Genomic DNA, 16,447 nt, shown 5'->3' with positions numbered 1-16,447 from the left:
AAACGGGCGGATGTGATGGGGAACGGGCCGGCGGGGCGCCGGACAGGCGCGTGGCGCCGGCCCGAGCACCAACGCGGCGGCGTTCGGCGCGGCGCGGCGCCCGGTTACGTGATCGGGAGCTGCCAGGGCACGTCGGTGCGGGCGTGCGGGAACGCGCCGCCGGCGACCATCTGCTGGTACGCCTCCCGCGCGTACTCCCCCAGTTGCGGCAGGTCGGCCAGCTTCAGCTGCGGGTACTCGCGGTAGAAGCAGATGTCGTCCGGCAGCGGCGCGCCCACGAACTCGGTCTCCGGCAGCACCTGCTTCGCCAGCTCCTGGAGCCGGTCGCCGTCCGGGCCGGGCGGGGTGCCGAACACCACCATTTCGTAGGGCCGCGGGAACACGTTCGGGATCAGCTCCGGGGACGCCTCCTCGAACGCCTCGCCGAGCAGCGGCTGCGCGGTCCCGTTCTCGGTCCGCGAGCGGAAGAACACGGCCGCGGCGTCCGAGTGGTCGAGCTTCGCGTCGAGGAACTCACGGGCCTTTTTCAGCAGCAGCTCGCGCAGCGGCGGCCCCTTCTCCAGCGGCTTCAGGCACACGTTGCCCAGCCCGCGGAACTTGCGGGTGATGTCCCGCTGGAGCGCCTGGTCGAACGCGAGCAGGTCCTCCGGGGCGATCCCGGCGAGGAACAGGTCGGCCGCGTCGTCCAGGCCCTTGCACCCGTCCGGCAGGATCAGCTTGCCCGGGGCGTCGGGCGCGCCGCCGGGGCCGCCGGCCGCGCCCAGCGCCGCGTGCATCTCGCCCAGGGTCGAGCGGCAGAAGTTGATCTCCCGCAGGTACTCCGGGGCGTTCCCCAGCAGCTTGCGGAACACCGACAGGGCCAGGTCGAGCGTGTGCAGCTGCAGCCGCTTGCGCGGGTACGCGCGCAGGTGGTCGAGCACCTCGGCGGCGTTCGCCTTGCGGCTCGCCATCGCGCCGAGGCCGGTGCCGCCCAGGCTCCCGATCGCGCTGAACAGCCGGGCGTACACGGTCCGCACCTCGCGGTCCAGGTCCGCCCGCACCCCCTCCAGCGCGTCGACCTGCACCTTCAGCCGCTCGGCGATCTGCCGCACCGCCTCCTCGGCGCCCGGCAGCCGGTACTGCGGCACCTCCAGGAACGTGGCCGCCATCACCGAGACGTGCCCCTCGGTTTCCTTCACCAGCTCGTCGAACTTCCGGCTCATCGCGGCGTGCAGGGTGCCCGTTTGCGGGTCGTTCTCGATGTCCGGTTTGCCCACCAGCTTGATGAGCTGGTCGAGCACCGAGCAGGCGGACGTGGCGTCCATCCGCCCGCCGGACGGGGTGCGGGTGCGGAGCGGATCGATGAACGCGTCGAACACCCTCTCGGGGTCCTCGCGGAGGGCGGCCCGGGCCGCCCCCTGGAGCGCCTCGACCACCGCGTCGAACGCCAGGTTGCGGTCGGCCCACTGCTGCCCGAGCCACGCGGCGATGTGCTCGCGCAGGTGGGCCGCGTCCTTCCCGGTCCACCGCTGGAGCTGGCGCTGCGCGAGCCGCCGGGTGGCCGCCGCGAGCACCTCGGGCCGCGGCCAGCTGAGCCGGAACAGCCCGTACGTCTGGCACGTCGGCGCGTCGGTCGGGTACGCCCGGCAGTACACGTCGCGGCCCTCGTCCGCGACGCGCCCGGTCGGGGTGAGCAGCTCGTGGAACAGCGCCCGCGCCGTCGCCCCGGTGATCGGCCGCGCCGCGGCCTCGTCGGCGCTTTTGGGGAGCTGCGCGATCATCACCCGGGCGAACGGGGGCTCGCCGTCGGTCACCGGGGCCTCGGACTTGTCGAAAACCGTCTGGTAGCGGGTCCGCTTCGACTGGAAGTGGTGCAGCTCGGCGAGCGCCGCGTAGGTGTTCGCCAGCGCCGCGTTGCGCGGGGAGGTCACCTCCGCGCGGGGCACGAAGAACACCCCCACCACCTCGGGCCGCAGGTAGCCGACCTGGCGCAGCTCGTGGCGCAGCAGGTACGCCACGTCCAGGAACATGCCGCTCCCGGTGCCGCCGGCCAGCCCCGCGATCACGTACGCCCGCGGGCGGTTGGTGCGCAGCCCCAGGCTCGTGGCCTTGTCCGCTTGGTGCAGCGGGTCGTCGGTCAGGAACGTCTCGATCTCCTGGCGCACCCGCTGCGCGACGGCGCGGTAGTGGTCGAACAGGGCGAGCCGGCCGAACGCCCGCACCCCGGCCGCCGGCCCGGGGTTCCGCGGCAGCTGGTACAGCGACCCGGTCGGCATCCACTGCTCGACCGGGGGCAGCCCGTCCCGCTGCATGTAGTGGGTGGACCGGTTCAGCCGCGCGGGGACCACCTCCCGCACGGTCAGCCCGGCGGGGTCGGACCCGTCGGCCCCGCCGGCGCCCGGGTCCGTGTCGATGTGCAGGATGCGCACGTGCGGCACCCGCTCGGCGGCCCCGTGCCGGTCGGTGATGATGCGCTTCAACTGCTCGACCACCCGCCGCCCGGTGTGGCCGAGGGCGACCACCAGCGCCGGGAACAGCGCCCCGTCCCCGGACCGCTCCGGCGGCGCGATGCCCATGCTCCCCATCCGCCCGGTCGGCATGACGACGGGGCGGTTCAGCGTCTGGGCGGGGTTCAGCGCCGCCGAGCCCGGGGGCACGAGCCGCCCGCCGGAGGGGCTCGGGGGCACCAGCGCGGGCAGCGGCGTGTACGCCGGGCTCCCCCCGGGCTTGATCAGGGGCGGGAGCTGGGTCGGCGGCGGCGTGAGCCCTGGCGCGGCCGCGCCGCCCAGTTGCCCGGCCCCGCCGGCCACGCGCGTCACCTGGATCGAGTCGGCCAGCGCGTGGCCCGCCGCGGCCGGCATCGTCGGCGCCCCCGACCCGGGCACGGCGCGGCGGGGCCGCCCCGGCGGCTCCGGCTGCGTTTGCGCCGGGGTCGGGGTCGGGGGCGGCGGCGGCAGCCCGCTCGTCTTCAGGGCGCGGACCAGCTCCGTGCAACTGGGCCACCGGTCGTCGGGGCGCTTCGACAGCGCCCGCCCGACGATGGCGCGGTCGGCCAGCGGCAGCGCGCTCAGGTCCGGGGTGCCGTTGATGTGCTGCATCAGGAGCTGGCGGGTGTTCGAGCCGGTGAACGGCCGCGCCCCGGTGAGCAGCTCCTGGAACACGATGGCGAGGCTGTACTGGTCCGAGAACCGCGACACCCAGCCCTCGAACGTCTCCGGCGCCGCGTACACCGGCGTCACCCCGCCGGTCACCGTCGCGCGCACCCCCTCGAGCACCTTGGCGAGGCCGAAGTCCGCGACCTTGATGTGGCTGAACAGCAGGAACAGGTTCTGCGGCTTCACGTCGAGGTGCTGGATCTGGTAGTGGTTGTTCATCAGGTCCAGCCCCTCCGCGGCCTCCTCCATGTAGCGGAGGAGCTCGTCGCGGGGGATGCCGGGCAGCCCCTGGCCCCGGCACTCGCGGAACCGGTCCCACAGGTTGCGGTCGGCCAGCTCCATCACGATGATGAGCTGGCCGTCGATCACCCGGAACTGTTCGAGCGTCAAAATGTAGGGGTGGCGGATCAGCTTGACGCGCTCGAGCGCTTTGAGCTCTTGCTCGGCGGGGCGGCTGTCCTCGTCCATCGCGTCCAGGTCGCCGAACACGAACTTGGCCGCCTTGAGCATCCCGCCCGGCGCCTCGATCTTCCACACCTCGCCGAACCCGCCCCGGCCGAGGCGCTCGATCAGCCGGTACCCGTTGAGCGGGTGCGGCAGCTCTTCGTGACTGACCAGTCGGACCGGCATAACACGGAGCCACGTTGGGGAGCCGAGCCGCCGCGCCGCGGGGGCGAGACGGACGGGGTAAGGGGCTAATAGTCTGTAGAGCAGGCCGTGAGGTTTGGCAAAGCCCCGGCCGGTTCGCGCCCCCGGTTCGCGCCGCCGCTGAACCGCTCGCGCGAGCGGACACCGTTCGCCCGCTCCGGCACGCACTCGCGGCGTTCGGGCGTTCGTGTCGGGCGCAAAAACAAATTCGGCTCACCCGCCCGCGGGTGGGGTCCGGCGGCCCGGGAACGCTCGCGCGCCACCCGCCGGGCCGGTTCGGGTTTCAAAATGTGCGCCGGATCGCTTATCATGCCCGCCCCGAACGGATCGTTCTTCTTCGCGGTGGAAGGAATCACCCTGTTATGAGCACCACGCCCGGACTGTTGGTCAGCGTGCGGTCGGCGGCAGAAGTGGCGGCGGCCCTGGAAGGCGGAGCGGACGTCATCGACGTGAAGGAGCCGCTGAAAGGCCCCCTGGCGCCGGCGGAAGCGGAGGTCGTTGCGGCGGTCATTGACGCGGTGGACGGCAAGGCGCCCGTGAGCGCGGCGCTGGGCGAGTGGTCGCCGAACGCCATCACCGAGGCGCACTGGCACCTCGAACTGCCGCTCCAGTACGTGAAGTGGGGCCTCGCGGGCTACGCGCCGGCCCCGGGCTGGGGCGAAGACCTGCTCGACACCCGCCGCGAGTTGCCCATCGGGACGGAGATGGTCGCGGTCGCCTACGCCGACTGGGAGCGCGCGAAGTCGGTCCCGCCGGCCGAAGTGGCGAAGTTCGCGAAGCGGTTCCGGTTCAAGGCGTTCCTGCTCGACACGTGGGGCAAGGACGGCAAAACGCTGCTCGACTTCATGCCCGCAAAGGACATCGCCGCGCTCGTCGACGGGTTGAAGCGCGTGTACACAACGGTCGTGGTGGGGGGCTCGCTGCGTCCCGAGCAGTTGAAGCAGCTCAAGGGCGTAGCGCCGGATTACTTCGCGGTGCGCACGTCCGCGTGCGCGGCGGGTAAACGTGACGGCGTGATCGACGCGGTCCGGGTCAAGAAGTGGAAGGAACTGCTGGCCGGGGTGAAGGTGTGATGTGACGGGCCGCGCCCTCGTCCCCGCTGTCCTACAACGACAGGGGGGGCTTTCACGGGCTCACACTGCGGCTCGGCCCGTCAATCGTTTGAGTAGCTCCGTTCGCTTCGCGCCGCGACGCTTTAAGCCCCTCGCTCTTGAAATGAGGGACTCGTTATGACCGACCCGTTTCTCGCCCTCGTTACGGACGTCCTGAACCTGATGCACCCGCGGTTTGCGGCGGCACACGGAACGGAATACACCCCGGACGAATCCGAAGAACCGCCCGCGGCGCGCAAGGTGCGCGAGCGGTCGTTCGTGATGGAGTTCTACCACGAGTTCCGCCGGATGTGGGACCAGGCCGAGCCCGTCCGCCGCGGTCTGGGGCACGTCTTAATTCAGGCCGATCCGGATGCCGGCGCCCGAGTGCCCGACCTTCTTTTCTGGAAACTCGGCGAGCGCGGGGCGTCCGACGCACGCCTCGGCGCGGTGTCGTTCGCGTTCTTGAGTAATCCGAACGCCGTCAGCGCGGATCAATCGCTGCTCGCGAAGTTCCGCGACAAGCCCGGTTACCCGCGAGCGGTGAGCGTTGTTATCGGGCGGCACACGAACCTTCCGACCGGCGGTCCGCCGCGCACCGATGGCGTGGTGACGGTTTTCTTCGACACCGAAAAGTGGCAAGTTGCGGCTTAACATGGCCGCACGCAACCGAGAAATCGCTGCGGATGAACTCGGTGTGGGTGGGAGGTAATAATTACCTCCGCGAATGTGCCCGAAGCGTCAAAATCCTCATACCGCTTGCAACCATCGACGCGCTCAAAACGCCGCGAGCCGCCGGACCGATAGTCTGGCGGCTCGTGATGTTACGCTGCGTTCTCAGCTAAGAGCAACTCAACTACTCGAGCAGCAGGGTCGGCTCCCAGCCGACGCGTTCGGCGTTGGCCTTGAGCTTTTCGAGTGCCCGGTTTTGGATCTGGCGCACGCGCTCCTTCGAGATCCGGAGCAGATGACCGATCTGCCGCAGGCTGTGGGTCCCGTTACCGGTGAGACCGAATCGCAGGTCCAGCACCTTGCGCTCACGCGGCCGCAGGTTTTCCATCAAGAAGCTGAGGGCCTCCTGGCGCTCGTTGTTCTCCTGCATCACCAGCGTGCCGGTGTCGGGCATCGCTTCCGTCAGCTTGAAATCGCTGTCGTCGTCAAGGACGGCGTTCAGGCTGACCGGGGTGCGGGTAGCGGTCTGGAGGTGTGTGAGGTGTTCGAGCGAACTGCCGGTTCTGCTGGCAAGTTCTTGCGGGCTGGGCAGGTGCTTGCCGCCGTGGGCAAGAGCCTCCGATTCCTGCTGCAAAAGGCCCAGTTCTTGCAAGTGGTGAGGCGACAGGCTCACGAGGTGACTTTGGCGAGCAACCGCGATCTGAAGCGTCTGACGGATCCACCACGTCGCGTATGTGGCGAGGCGAGTGCCGTGGCTGACGTCGAACCGGTCGATCGCCTGCATCAGGCCGCAAACGGCCTCCTGCAGGAGGTCGCTGTAGGCGAGGCTGTGGTGCCGGAACCGCTTGGCGACGTGGGCCGCGAGCCGGATGTTGGCGCTGGCGAGCCGGTGCTTGTAGTGAACGTAACGGTCGCGGAGGCGGCGGACCGCGATCACGTCGCACCGGTCTTCGGTGCAGTGCTCGCGGATGAACTGGGCCATCGGCCACGGCTCCAGCGGCGGGCGCACGGCGCGGAGGTCGTTCGGGTAGTGGCGCAGAAGGACGCGAACCAGTTCACTCTTGCAGTCCCAGAAGCTGGTGAGCAGTTCGCGTTCTTCTTCGGGCGTCAGCAGGTCCGAGGAGAAAGTCGTCAGCGCGGTGTCGTCGACCTTCGCGGACTGGCCGGATCGCTTCCGCCTGGCAGTTTTCATAGCGCCGTTTCCTGTTACGTCAAAAGAGGTTCGTGGACGGTTACCGGGTCTTGCGCCGAGACTTACTTAAGGGACACAGTGGCCGCAGAGTCTCGCGCGAATTGTGGCGAGGGAAAAAAAATTCCCCCGGTTCGGTTCTGAATATCCTGACAGCCAACAGTATCGTCCGATCCTGGCCCTCACTACACTTTGGGCTGGTATGTTGACGATTCTGTTGAACAATCGCACTCACCGTGGACGCACGTCACTACTCGCCGCTCGAAGAGCCGCAGAGAACAGGACACAGCGAAGGTAAGGGCGAGCAGGTCACTCAGACGAACCGGCGGCAGCACAGTGTGTGTCGCATGGTATCTCGAAGCACTTTCCCCCATCAAACAGCCCGATTGTAGGCGGTTTTTTCGCGCCTATCAAGCGTCAAGACAAACAAATTCGGCATTTTCTTCGTTCGAACTCCATTCACATTTCACGACTGCCAAGTTTCTCGTTGTGTGGCTGGTCGCGGCCGCCTCGATAGTTGTAAAATGCGAAACCCGCCTGCCCTCTTTTTCTAACCCGTTCGTTTAAATTCGTACTGGTAACGAGACGGCGGCCGGGGGTGTCCTAACTTTCTCCACATGCCCAGTGCTCCCGCGAGCGCCTGTGATGGTGGGGGCGAGCCCGTTCATGAACGTCACACGGTACAAATGCTCGGTCCTGGTTGTGGACGACGACCCCGCGATACTCGCGGTGCTCGCGGCGCAACTCGGCGGGGATTTTGACGTTACAACGGCTTGCACCGCGGTTCAGGCGCGGGCGATTCTGACGCAGCGGTCCGTTGACATCGTCCTTTCGGACCTTCAGCTCCCGGATGAAACGGGCCTCTTCCTTCTTGATTGGGTGCGCCGAACGGCCCCCCGCACCGCCCGCGTGCTTATCACCGGAACAGCCCGGATGCAAGACGCGGTCGACGCCATCAACCACAGTCAGGTCCACCGTCTCGTTCTCAAACCGTGGCGGTCGGAGGATTTACTGCAAACGTTGCGGGCAATTTCACGCGCGTTGCTCCTGGAGAGGAGCCACGAACACCTTCTGGATGAGTTGCGTAAGCTGAATCTCGAACTGGAGCAGCGGGTGCAAACCCGCACCCAGGAACTGGAACACGCTCTCGGGAAACTTCAGCAGGCGAATGAAATCCTCGAAAAGATGGCCGCGACCGACCCGCTGACGGGGTTGGCGAATCGGCGTGCCATTGACGAAGCCGCGCGAAAAGAGATCCAACGCCGGGGGCGGATGCCGGGGCCGCTGGCGGTCGTGTGGATCGACGCCGACCACTTCGGCCGAGTGAACAAAGAGTTTTCACAGATCGCCGGCGACCAGGTGCTGGTGTGGCTCGCGGGGGTTCTGCAGGCGTCGATCCGCACGACCGACTCACTCGGGCGGGTCGGCGGCGAGGAGTTCCTCGTGCTCGCACCCGGGACCGACCTCGTCGGCGCAGAAGCGCTGGCCGAGCGGCTGCGGGTTCACGTTCAGGCTGCTCATACCGTCTACGACGGCCAACTGATCCGCATGACGATCAGCCTCGGGGTGGCGGTCGCGGAGGCCGGGGTGCCGGTGACCTACGAGCAACTGCGCGACGTGTCCGCCCGGGCGCTCAAAGAGGCGAAAAGCGACGGGCGCAACCGGGCGGTCATCCGACTCATCACCTCGTCCGCCCCGCCCGCGCCTGAGCAGCAGGTGACGGTTTGAGCAGTTGCCCCGGCCGTCACGACCCCTACGGTCATTGCGACACGTCCACCCGGCGCGGTACAACACCCCTCTTCAAATGGGACCGTCCTCGGTTCAGAGAGGGAACGCGATGCTCTGCCCGCGGTGCTACGGAAAACATGTTGTTCTGCTGAGCGCGTCCTGGGTGCCGTGCCCCGAGTGCGCGGGGGCCGGCGAGTTGCACTGCTGCGACGGCCTTCGCGAACAGGGTGACTGCGCGCCGCCGGCGCGTGTCGAACCGCGCGCCGCTTCGGCCCCCGCTCCGCCCGCGGCCCGCGCCGGCGTGTAACTGCTCCGGCCGCGTGCTTGCCCGCGGCGCCCGCGCCCCGCTACGCTGGGGGGCGGAACTTCGCTCCCCGTCGCCGCGAGGGCATCATGCGGTCCGCACTTCTCCTCTGTGTCGCGCTCGGCGCGGTCGCGGGCGCCGCTCCGGTGCAACCGGTCGGCCCGCGCGACATCCCCCGGCTGATCGAAGCGCTCGGCAGCGAGGACTTCGCCGAGCGCGAGGCCGCCACCAAGCGCCTCGACGAAATGGGCCTGCTCGCGCTCGCCGGGCTCCGCGCCGCGACCCGGTCCGAGAACCCCGAGGTGGCCGGTCGCGCGAAAGAGCTCGTAAAGAGGGTCGAGCGCCGGGCCGCGAACGAGCGACTGCTCGCGCCCACAACCGTCGAACTCGACGCGACCGACGCGCCCCTCGACACGGTCCTGGCCGCGCTGTCCAAACAGGCCGGGTGCGAGGTGGTCGTCGGCGGGCCGCGGGCCAACGACACCGCGGGCACAAAGGTCACCGTCGCGACGGGCAAGGTGCCGTTCTGGGTCGCGGTGCAGAAGGTGTGCGCCGCCGGCCGGTTGCGGGTGGCGAGCGCGGGCGGCTTCGTCGCCCCCGAGGCCATGCCGTACAACGTGCGCCCGGGGAAGTTGCCGGACGGCACGCCCGTCCGCACCGCACGGAACCCGAACAACACGGTCGTGCTCGAAGCGCACGACGGCAAACCGTTCCCAGCGTCCGTTCACGGCGCGGTCATGGTCGAGGCGTTCGAGCTGCCGAAGGGGACCGAGTCGCGCTCCGTCGCCGCAACGGTGCTCCAGGTGTGGCCCGAGCCGAAGCTGTCGTGGCAGTCCAACGCCGACGTGAAGGTCGCCCACGCCGCGGACGCCGAAAAGCGGAAGGTGATCCCGGACTTCACCCCGGCGGCCGTGCCCCAGATCCAGCGGCTGCGCGGCGGCGGGGTCGTGGTCGTGCGCAACCCGGACGGGTCGATCACGGTGGTCAACCCGAACGCACAGAACCCGCTCGAGGTCGGGCCGAACTTCACGCCTAACGCCCGCCAGTCGCTGGTCAAGTTGAAGACCAACGCGAGTTCCGCGAGCGAGCTGACCGGCTCGGTGTACGGCCTCACGCGCTCGGGCGTGGAGGCGCTGGCGGCGGTCGCGCTCGACGGCGACAAGACCGTCAGCGGGCGCGGGGTTTCGGGCGTCGACTTGACTGCCACCCCGCGCACCGACGCGAAAGGCAAACGGTTCGTGGACGTGAGGACGGCATACGAGCCGCTCCGGGTGCAGCCCGCCCGCGTAAGCGACGAACTGCCCGGCGCGAAGCTCAACGCGGCCGGAAGCAACTCCAGCGTTCTGGGCGTCCGCATCACCGACGCCGACGGCAACGTGTTCGACCTCGCGCTGCCGAGCCAGCAGAGCGGCTTCGACCCGTCCGGGCGACAGATCGTCGCCCGGTTGACGCTCGAACTGCTCGACGGCAGGGAGGCGCCCCGCGCCCCCGCAACGGTCACCTTCTGGGGCACCTACACGCGGTCGGTGGAGGTGCCGTTCGTATTAAAGGATGTGCCGCTCGCTGGTGGGGCAAAGTAGTGCGCGGCGTCGTGCTCCGCAAGCGGGGGCGCCGGTCGCCCGTAACACGGAACCGCAACGTGGAACTCGGAACCTGGCTGCTGGCGTTCGTGACGCACCCGGCGGTGCTGCTCGCGGCGGGCGGCGGCGCCGGAGCGAACGCCCGCTACTGGCTCGGGCTGTACGTCCGCACGCTGCAAGGCGAGGTGGCGTTCCCGTGGGCCACGTTCGCCATCAACGCTTCAGGGTCGGCGATCCTCGGGCTCGTCGCGGCGGCGTTCCTGAACCACCCGGACGAGTCGCGGAAGAGCTGGTACCTGTTCCTGGGCACCGGGTTCTGCGGCGGGTTCACCACGTTCTCGACGTTCAGCCTCGAAACGCTCCAGCTCCTGCGCGCCGACCGCCCGGTGACGGCCGCGGTGTACGTGCTGGGCTCGGTCGCGGCCGGGCTGTTCGGCGTGTGGCTCGCGATGCGCCTGGCGGGCGGCCGGGCGTAACAGAACGCCCCCCGGGGCCGCGGCCCCGGGGGCAACGGGCTCAGCGCGAGAAGATCACGGACCCCTGGCCGAGCAGCATTTCCAGCTCTTCGAGCTTCACCGCCGCCGGGTTCACCTTGTACTCCTCGCTCATCTTCAACTGGACCTGCTTCCCGTTACCGTCGCGGATGCTCAGGTACACCGGGCACGGCCCCCGGTACCGCTTCAGGATCACGCTGACGGCCTCGAGCTTGCGCAGGTCCTCGTCGACCTCGGAGTACGCGACCTTCAGCACCAGGCTCTTGGTGAACTCGGTGCGGGCCTCCTCCATCGTGATGAGCTTCTTGACCCCGAAGTCGGGCTCGGCCCGGTCCGGCGCCCAGTTCAGCACGCCCTCGAAGATCGCGACCGTGTCCGAGCTGACCAGCTCGCGGAACCGCGAGTACTCGTCGGACCACATGATGCACCGCACGGACCCGGTGAAGTCCTCGATGCGGAACATGGCGTACTTGCGACCGATGTTGCGGCCCTTGTTCGCGGTGCGCACGTCGAGGTTGGTGATCATCCCGGCGATGCGCGCCTCGGTGCCGTTCTTCCCGCCCTTCGCGAGCACCCCGCAGTCGTGGGTGCGGAACCGGCGCAACTGCTCGTCGTGCTGCGCGAGCGGGTGGCTCGAGATGTAGAACCCCAGCGCCTCCTTCTCGAACTTCAGGCGCTCGGTCTCGGGCCACTCGGGCACGTCCGTCAGGCCCTGGTTGGTGGGGCCGGCGTCGGCCGCCTCCTCCACGTCGTCGAACAGTCCGGTCTGCCCCTTGCGCTTCTCGGCGGCGCGCTGGTCGGCCACCGCGTACGCCTTCGCGACGGCGGCGAACTGCGCCGACCGCTTCCCGAACACGTCGAACGCCCCGGCCTGGATCATCCCTTCGACCGCCGCCTTGGCGATGATGCGCCGGTCGACCCGCTCGCAGAAGTCGAACAGGTCCTTGAATTTCCCCCCCTCGTTGCGCGCCCGGACGATCTCGAGCGCCGCGCCGCGCCCGACCCCCTTGATGGCCGTCAGGCCGAAGATGATGCGGTTGTTCAGCACGTCGAAGTCGGCCATCCCGCGGTTCACGTCCGGCGGGAGCACGTCGACGCCGAGCCGGCGGGCGTCGGAGATGTGGTCGATGAACACGTCGCGCTTGTTGCCGTCGTCGATCTCGCTCGACAGCAGCGCGGCCATGTACTCGGCGGTGTAGTGCGTCTTCAGGTACGCGGTCTGGTACCCGATCTGCGCGTACGCCGCGGTGTGCGAGTTGTGGACGATCAGCCCGTTCGCGACGAAGTTGTGGTCCTCATCAACGGTCAGGTCGTAAGTGTCCTGAACCCCGGCGTACTCGATCGAAACGACGCGGTCCCAGAACACGTCCGAATCGGCGACCGCCGCGAGCCGCTGGGAGCCGAAGAACGCGGCCAGTTTCGCAATCGTGGCGCGCCGGAACCCTTTTTTGCCGGGCGCGGGGGTGCCGTAAAATTCCTGCGTCGAAACGTCGGATTGTTGCTCCAGTTCGTCCCAGGTCAGCCCGCGCGCGCGGCGCCCGTCGTCAACCCAGGCCCGAACTTCGAGCGGCACGGTGTCCTTGCTCGTGAGCCCGCGCGCCGTGGTCGCAACGTGCTCCCGGAGGATCGTGACCGCGTGCTCGCGCCCGAGGCAGTGGGGGGCGATGCGGTCGAGGAACGCTTCGGCCGCGCCGTCGCCGATCAGGTGAACCGTGAAGCCGGGCTTCAAGCCGCCCTTGTACTTGAACTGCTTCTCGTGAATCCGGCCCACGATGCCGAGGCGCAACAGCAGGTGCTGAACGTCTTGGGCCAACCGGCGCGACGAGGTGGCGTAGAACGGCACCTTCAGGGTGTCGTTCGCGATGAACCCGTCGCCCGCCCAGAGCCGACCCAAGAACAGTTCGAGGTCGGAGTCGCACAGCCGGAACACGTCGTGCGGAACGAACTTCTCGGTCGCCGTCTTGCCAAGAATGCCGAGCCGTTGCGCCCACACGAACGCGCCCGAGCGCGTCGGCGGGGCCAGCAACGCGACGGCCGCGTCGCGCTCGGCGCGCGACTTGAGACGGGTGTCCCGCCCGGTGTTCGCCCGGACTTCGAGGTTCCGGCGGTTCGGGCGCGCGTACACCTTCGCCACGGTGTCCGGGAACTGACCGATCGCGCGCGCGAAGTCGTCGATCAGCACGCGGTCGTTGCCGTAAAAGTAGAGCGTTGTCGGGTGGCAGGTGTTGCCCTCCGACAGCAGCCCGGCGAGCGCGACGATTTCGTGTTGCGGCCACGTCCCGGCCGACGGCACCGCAAGGCGGCGCGGGGCGGCGATCCGGTCCCCGGGCTTCAGCTCGCCGAGGTTCTTCCAGCCGTCCAGCACGCGGAACGGGTGGTTGTCGGTCGCGGTGATGCTCTTGCCGAGTTCGGTCGTGAGCCGGTACACGCGCTTGCGCCCGTTCCACACAACGTCGGTCACGGGGCGCGGGCGGAGCTTACTGTCGGCGCCCAGCGCGTGAACGGTGACCGCGCGGCGCGACTCGAACAGCTCGCCCACGGTAACGACCGCGCCCGTTTCGGCGTCCGTCACTTCGGTCCCCGCGACCACACACTTGTTGAAGCCGTACCCGCCGAACTTCACGATCAGCTCGAAGATCTCGTCCGCCTTTTCGGCCTCCAGGCCGCGCTCCTTCGCGCCGGTCACGAAGTCCACTTTGCGGGCGTTGATGATCTCGAAGTTCTTCTTGCTGATGGCCTTGATGCACGCGTACGCTTTCGCGAGCTCGATCCCCCCGAGCTTGTTCAGGATCCGCATGATCTGTTCCTGGTAGACCATCACCGCGAAGGTCTCACTCAGCACCTCTTCCATCACCGGGTGCGGGTAGAACGGCTGCTTCCGCTTGTTCTTGCACTCCACGTACTCGTCCACCATCCCGCCCTCGAGCGGGCCGGGGCGGTACAGCGCCAGCACCGCGATCAGGTCGCGGATGTTGTCCGGCTTCATGCGCTTCAGCAGCTCGCGGATGCCCTCGCTTTCGAGCTGGAACACCCCCTTCGCGTCGCCGCGCTGGAGCAACTGGTACGTGGCCTCGTCGGTGAGCGGGAACTTCGTCGGCTCGACCGTGATGCCGCGGGTCTTCTTGATGAGCTTCACGCAGTTGTCGAGGACCGTCAGGTTCCGCAACCCGAGGAAGTCCATCTTCAGCAGGCCGACCTTCTCCAGGATGCCCATTTCCCACTGGGTGGTCATCGTGGTCGTGTCGTCCGAGCCCTCGTCGCTGCCGCCCTTCTTGGGCGGCCGCTGGACCGGCACGTAGTTCGTGACCGGGCCGTTCGCGATCACCACCCCGGCGGCGTGCTTGCCCACGTTCCGGTTCGCGCCTTCTAACTTCAGCGCGATGTCCACGACCTGCTTGATGCTCGGGTCCTGGTCGTACTCGCGCTTGAAGTCGGGGGACTCGTCCAGCGCCTCCTGCAGGCTCTTCGAGATGGCGCCCTTCATCGGCACCAGCTTGCACAGCGCGTTCATGCGGTCGGGCGTCTGCCCGAGCACGCGGCCCACGTCCTTGAGCGCGGCCTTCGCGGCCAGCGTCCCGAAGGTGCCGATCTGCGCGACGGACTCCTCCCCGTACTTCTTCTTCACGTAGTCGATGACCAGCTCGCGCCGGTCCTGGCAGAAGTCGATGTCGATGTCGGGCGCCTCGGACCGGTTCGGGTCGAGGAACCGCTCGAACAGCAGGTCGTACTCGATCGGGCAGACGTGGCTCATGTACAGCAGGTAGCAGACGATGGCCCCGCACCCGGAGCCGCGGGCCGTGCAGGGGATGCCCTCCTCGCGCGCGAACCGGACGAAGTCCCACACGATGAGGAAGTAGCTCGAGAACCCCATCCGCGCGATGATGCCCAGCTCGTGGTCGAGGCGCTTGCGCACGGCCTCGGACGCCTTCCCCTCGTACCGCTCCTCCATGCCCCGCTCGCACAGCTCGCGCAGGTACTGCTCGGGGGTGCGCCCCTCCGGGGTGGTGAACACCGGGAAGTGCCGCTTCTTGAAGTCCAGGTCGATGTTGACCTTGTCGGCGATCTCCTGGCTGCGCGCGACCGCGTCCTGGTAGTTGGGGAACAGCCGGTACATGTCCTCCGGGCTGCGGACGAAGTACGGGTTGGGCATCCGCTCTTCGGGGTACTTCTTCTTCCGCGGGTCGTGCATCTGCCGCGTGTTGATGCAGAACAGGATGTCGTGCGCCTGGGCGTCCTCGGCGCACAGGTAGTGCGCGTCGGCGGTGGCCACGAGCGGGACGCCGAGCCGGTTCGCGATGTCCGCGGCCACGGGCGTGCACTGGTCCTGGAGCCCGATCCCGTTGTTCTGGATCTCGATGAAGTAGTTCTCGCCGAACACCTTGCGGAACCACTTGGCCGTCTTCTCCGCCTCCTGCGGCTTGTCCTTGATGATGTACTGGTTGAACTCGCCGGCCAGGCACCCGCTGAGGCAGATGAGCCCGTCCTTGTGGGCCTCCAGGATCTGGCGGTCGATGCGCGGGTTGCGGTAGAACCCTTCCAGGTACGCGCTGCTGGACAGCTTGATGAGGTTCTTGAACCCGGTCTCGTTCTGGGCCAGCAGCGTGAGGTGGGTCGAGAACCCGAGCTCGCCCTTGCTGTCGCGGTCGAGGCGCGAGCCGGGGGCCAGGTACGCCTCGTACCCGATGATGGGCTTGATGCCGCCCTTCTTGCACTCCATGTAGAATTCGATGGCGCCGTACAGGTTCCCGTGGTCGGTGATCGCGACCGCGTTCATGCCCAGTTCTTTGGTCTGCTTCACCAGCGGCTGAATGCGGTTGAACCCGTCCAGCAGGCTGTAGTGGGTGTGCAGGTGCAGGTGGCAGAAGCACTTCGCCATGCGTGGTTACCGTCGCGGTGAGGGCGTGAACATTCGAACAAGACCGGTTACACTGTGGTTATACCCCCGGCGCGCGCGGGACGGAAGGTGAGCTAGCGGGCGCCGGTGCGAGGAGAACGAACGATGGTTCAGTTCACGCGCCGCGCGCTGGGCGGCGCTCTGGCGCTCGCGGCGTGCGTTGTGTCGGGTTGTGCGGACGCGCCGGAGTTCGTCTCGACGGTGGACAAGTTCAAGGTGAAGTTCGGGATCGCCCCGCAGACGAGCGACCGGGTCGTTGGCGGCACGCGGTCGGTGACGTACAAGGTCGAGACGTCGGACGGCGCCCGCTCGGTCACGGTCACGGAGTTGCCGGTGAAGGGCGACGAGCCGCCGGAATTCGTCCCCTGGGTGCTGAACTCGGCGAAAGGCGATCTGATCCGCGCCGCGGGCGGCAAAGAGGAGTCGAGCGGTTCGCACGTTCTGGCCGGTAAGTACGCCGGGCGCGAGTTCTCGGCGTCGATCACGCAGCCCACGCGGGGGGCGATGCGGGCGCGGATCTGGGTCGTCGGCCCGCGACTGTATCAGGTGATGGTGATCGGCACCGACGCCTACGTACAGTCCGACCTCGCGAACGAGTTTCTGAACTCGTTTCAGCTCACGGAGTAGGTGCGCGAAAGCGAGCCTCAGCCAAGAACACGAACCGGCTGTTGGTGTCCGTTCTGGTTTCGTCTTTGTGGCACAGACATTCCTGT

General features: G+C 68.2%; 9 protein-coding genes. 6 read left to right on the top strand and 3 right to left on the bottom strand.

The genetic code is table 11. The features are described from left to right. Positions 1-104 precede the first annotated feature (104 nt). The gene (locus tag GobsT_RS03425) at positions 105-3,764 is read right to left on the bottom strand and encodes a tubulin-like doman-containing protein (protein ID WP_010039213.1); all 3,660 of its coding nucleotides are present in this window, start codon (positions 3,762-3,764) and stop codon (positions 105-107) included. Between the two features lie 380 nt (positions 3,765-4,144). Between GobsT_RS03425 and GobsT_RS03420 the strand changes: the two genes are divergently transcribed. Next, on the top strand, positions 4,145-4,855 hold the full coding sequence (locus tag GobsT_RS03420) for a (5-formylfuran-3-yl)methyl phosphate synthase (protein ID WP_010039218.1): 711 nt from the start codon (positions 4,145-4,147) through the stop codon (positions 4,853-4,855). A 156-nt stretch (positions 4,856-5,011) separates the two neighbouring features. Then, a complete protein-coding gene (locus tag GobsT_RS03415) occupies positions 5,012-5,527 on the top strand; it encodes a hypothetical protein (RefSeq protein WP_010039220.1) in 516 nt (171 codons plus the stop codon). 202 nt (positions 5,528-5,729) lie between these two features. Here GobsT_RS03415 and GobsT_RS03410 read toward each other — a convergent pair whose 3' ends face one another. Next, positions 5,730-6,737, bottom strand: a complete 1,008-nt coding sequence (locus tag GobsT_RS03410) for a sigma-70 family RNA polymerase sigma factor (RefSeq protein ID WP_010039221.1) — start codon at positions 6,735-6,737, stop codon at positions 5,730-5,732. A 663-nt stretch (positions 6,738-7,400) separates the two neighbouring features. Between GobsT_RS03410 and GobsT_RS03405 the strand changes: the two genes are divergently transcribed. From GobsT_RS03405 to crcB, 3 genes are all read left to right on the top strand, one after another. Beyond that, on the top strand, positions 7,401-8,462 hold the full coding sequence (locus GobsT_RS03405) for a diguanylate cyclase (RefSeq protein WP_162097355.1): 1,062 nt from the start codon (positions 7,401-7,403) through the stop codon (positions 8,460-8,462). Positions 8,463-8,855: 393 nt separating this feature from the next. Further along, positions 8,856-10,346 (top strand): hypothetical protein, encoded by a 1,491-nt coding sequence (locus GobsT_RS03400; RefSeq protein WP_010039228.1) that lies wholly within the window; start codon positions 8,856-8,858, stop codon positions 10,344-10,346. A gap of 59 nt (positions 10,347-10,405) precedes the next feature. Then, a complete protein-coding gene (gene crcB / locus GobsT_RS03395; protein ID WP_197905095.1) occupies positions 10,406-10,822 on the top strand; it encodes a fluoride efflux transporter CrcB in 417 nt (138 codons plus the stop codon). A 40-nt stretch (positions 10,823-10,862) separates the two neighbouring features. Here crcB and dnaE read toward each other — a convergent pair whose 3' ends face one another. Then, on the bottom strand, positions 10,863-15,716 hold the full coding sequence (gene dnaE, locus GobsT_RS03390) for a DNA polymerase III subunit alpha (protein WP_010039231.1): 4,854 nt from the start codon (positions 15,714-15,716) through the stop codon (positions 10,863-10,865). Between the two features lie 123 nt (positions 15,717-15,839). Here dnaE and GobsT_RS03385 point away from each other — a divergent pair, with 123 nt between their 5' ends. After that, positions 15,840-16,361 (top strand): hypothetical protein, encoded by a 522-nt coding sequence (locus GobsT_RS03385; protein ID WP_010039232.1) that lies wholly within the window; start codon positions 15,840-15,842, stop codon positions 16,359-16,361. The last annotated feature ends 86 nt before the right edge of the window (positions 16,362-16,447 follow it).

This window comes from Gemmata obscuriglobus (assembly GCF_008065095.1).
GTDB classification, from domain to species: Bacteria; Planctomycetota; Planctomycetia; order Gemmatales; family Gemmataceae; genus Gemmata; species Gemmata obscuriglobus.
The sequence above is the reverse complement of the archived record's forward strand: the minus strand, read 5'-3'. Positions and strand labels throughout refer to the sequence as shown.